This is a genomic window from Flavobacterium sp. (assembly GCF_035456225.1).
Taxonomy (GTDB): domain Bacteria; phylum Bacteroidota; class Bacteroidia; order Flavobacteriales; family Flavobacteriaceae; genus Flavobacterium.
In genome coordinates this window covers 1-2,434 of record NZ_DATIDM010000186.1, presented here as the reverse complement: position 1 = coordinate 2,434, position 2,434 = coordinate 1, and the positions used below count along the sequence as shown (strand labels likewise).

Below are 2,434 nucleotides of genomic sequence, written 5' to 3'. Positions count from 1 at the left end.
TGTGCTGTACGTGGTGTGGCGCTAATTTTTCACCATCCAGATAAACTTCGCCTCCATCAGGCAATGTGATTTGGTTGATGATACGGATTAAGGATGTTTTTCCGGCACCGTTAGGACCAAGAAGTCCGTAAATACTGCCTTGGGGAACTTGCAATGAAACACTGTTTAAAGCAGTATAGTCACCATATTGCTTAACAACATTTTTAACTTCAAGAATTGAACTCATTGTAAAATTTTGATTTTATTTCATCACTTCGGCCATTATAGCCAAGCGTGTGTAAAAGTACGCATTAGTTGTTGATTGTGTTATATTGTTACACAAAAAACCCACCCTAACATATCATCAGGATGGGAAAAAAATTGCTATGTTAAAAACATAACAACAAAAAAATTATGAAAACATATCTTTCACTTTTTCAAAGAAAGACTTGTCTGTTTTTTCCGGTTTCGGAACGAAATTATCATCCGTTAACGCTTTTTCGAAAAACTGTTTTTGTTCTTTCGTCAACGTTTTTGGTGTCCATACATTTACATGAACCAACAAATCGCCGCTTCCGTAACTGTTGATACTTGGAATTCCCTTTCCTTTCAGTCGAAGAATTTTTCCGGACTGGATACCTTCTTCCAACTTAATTCGGACTTTTCCTCCAACAGCTTCAATATCTTTTGAAGTTCCCAAAGCGGCTTCAGCAAAACTGATATACAAATCATAATGAAGGTTCTCGCCTTCACGCTTTAAAAACTCATGTTCAACTTCCTCAATTACCACAATCAAATCACCAGGAATACTGTTTGCCCCCGGAGCGTCATTTCCTTTTCCGGATACTTTCAGCTGCATTCCGTCTACAACACCTGCAGGGATTTTGATTGAAACCGTTTCATCTTCCATTACCATTCCGTGCGCATCCGCTTGAGATGGTTTGCTGTCGATCATTTGTCCGGTTCCACCACAAGTATGACATGGTGAAGACGTTTGCATTCTTCCTAATATTGTATTAGTCACTTTCATCACCTGACCGGAACCATGACAGGTCGGACACGTTCTGTAAGTAACTCCTTGAGCCTGAACTTTACGTTTTACTTTAACCTTTTTCTCGACACCGTTGGCAATTTCATCCAAGGTAAGTTTAACTTTTATCCGAAGATTTCCGCCTTTCATTCTGCGTTGACCACCACCGCCACCGCCAAATCCGCCGAAACCGCCACCAAAGGCACCTCCGAAGATATCACCGAATTGACTGAAAATATCATCCATGTTCATGTGGTGAGCACCACCGCCAAATCCGCCGGCTCCTTCAAAGGCAGCATGACCGTACTGATCATAACGTGCTTTTTTGTCAGCATCACCTAAAACTTCATAGGCTTCAGCAGCTTCTTTGAATTTATCTTCCGCCACTTTGTCGCCCGGATTTTTATCGGGATGGAATTCAATTGCTTTTTTACGGTAAGCCTTTTTTATCTGCTCTGGGGTTGCACCTCGTTGAACTCCTAATACTTCGTATAAGTCTCTTTTTTTCATCAGCTTCTTTTATTTTGGCCTACTGTCCAATAACTACTTTCGGGAAACGGATAATCTTATCACCTAATTTGTATCCTTTTTCCACTACATCCACCACTTTTCCTTTTAAATCGTCTCCAGCTGGAATTTGAGTTACCGCCTCTGCAAAATCGGCATCGAAAACATCACCTGCTTTAATTGCTACTTCTTCCAATCCTTTTGAAAGTAATGTTGATTTTAATTTTTCGTAAATTAATTCAACTCCCTTCAATAGATTTTCGTCTTCTGTTTTAGCTATTTGAACCATAGCCCTGTCAAAATCGTCCATAACCGGCAACATTGACTGTAAAACTTCCTGACCGGCAGTTTTATAAAGCTCCATACGCTCTTTCGAGGTACGTTTTTTGTAGTTTTCAAATTCGGCGAACAAACGCAGGAATTTATCTTTTTCTTTTGCTAAATCTTCCTCAAATTGTTGTTCCGGAGTCAATACTGGATTTTCAATCTCCTGGTTTTCTGAAACATTTTCATTTTGTAACTGCTCATTCTCGATGTTTTCAGTACTTTCCTGGCTCATATTTTTAAATATTTTTTTGAACATTATTTTGTTGTATCACTTTTGGGACTGCAAATGTATTGCCAAAGCATTTAAAAATGTCAATTTGTCATTTGTTTTTTTAATTAAATATTGCAAACCCGGAATTAGTTATCTAACTTTAGTATAATTTTAAGAAGTTTTTGATTACGAATAAATAGATTTGTATAACGCGTAAAATTCATTATTATGAAAAAAATTGTTTTAAGCCTTTTGATAGCATCCAGTATGGTTTTTGTCTCCTGCAAAAAAAATGAAACGGAAACCAACAAGGATAATATTGAAGCGGTAGCTTCCGCTGAAGGCACCATATACAAAGCAAATCCGTCTGAATCCATCAT

General features: G+C 38.1%; 3 protein-coding genes. All 3 read right to left on the bottom strand.

Features of this window, described 5'->3' with window-relative positions; all coding sequences use genetic code 11:
• A partial coding sequence (locus VLB74_RS11265; RefSeq protein WP_325203556.1) for an ATP-binding cassette domain-containing protein occupies positions 1–226 on the bottom strand: 226 nt, incomplete at its 3' end.
• 165 nt (positions 227–391) lie between these two features.
• Positions 392–1,519, bottom strand: a complete 1,128-nt coding sequence (gene dnaJ, locus VLB74_RS11260; RefSeq protein WP_325203555.1) for a molecular chaperone DnaJ — start codon at positions 1,517–1,519, stop codon at positions 392–394.
• Between the two features lie 19 nt (positions 1,520–1,538).
• A complete protein-coding gene (locus tag VLB74_RS11255; protein WP_325203554.1) occupies positions 1,539–2,099 on the bottom strand; it encodes a nucleotide exchange factor GrpE in 561 nt (186 codons plus the stop codon).
• Positions 2,100–2,434: the final 335 nt, after the last annotated feature.

Coding starts and splice junctions, on each gene's coding strand:
- dnaJ (WP_325203555.1), bottom strand. CDS start 1,519: ATGAAAAAAAGAGACTTATACGAAGTATTAGGAGTTCAACGAGGTGCA.
- VLB74_RS11255 (WP_325203554.1), bottom strand. CDS start 2,099: ATGTTCAAAAAAATATTTAAAAATATGAGCCAGGAAAGTACTGAAAAC.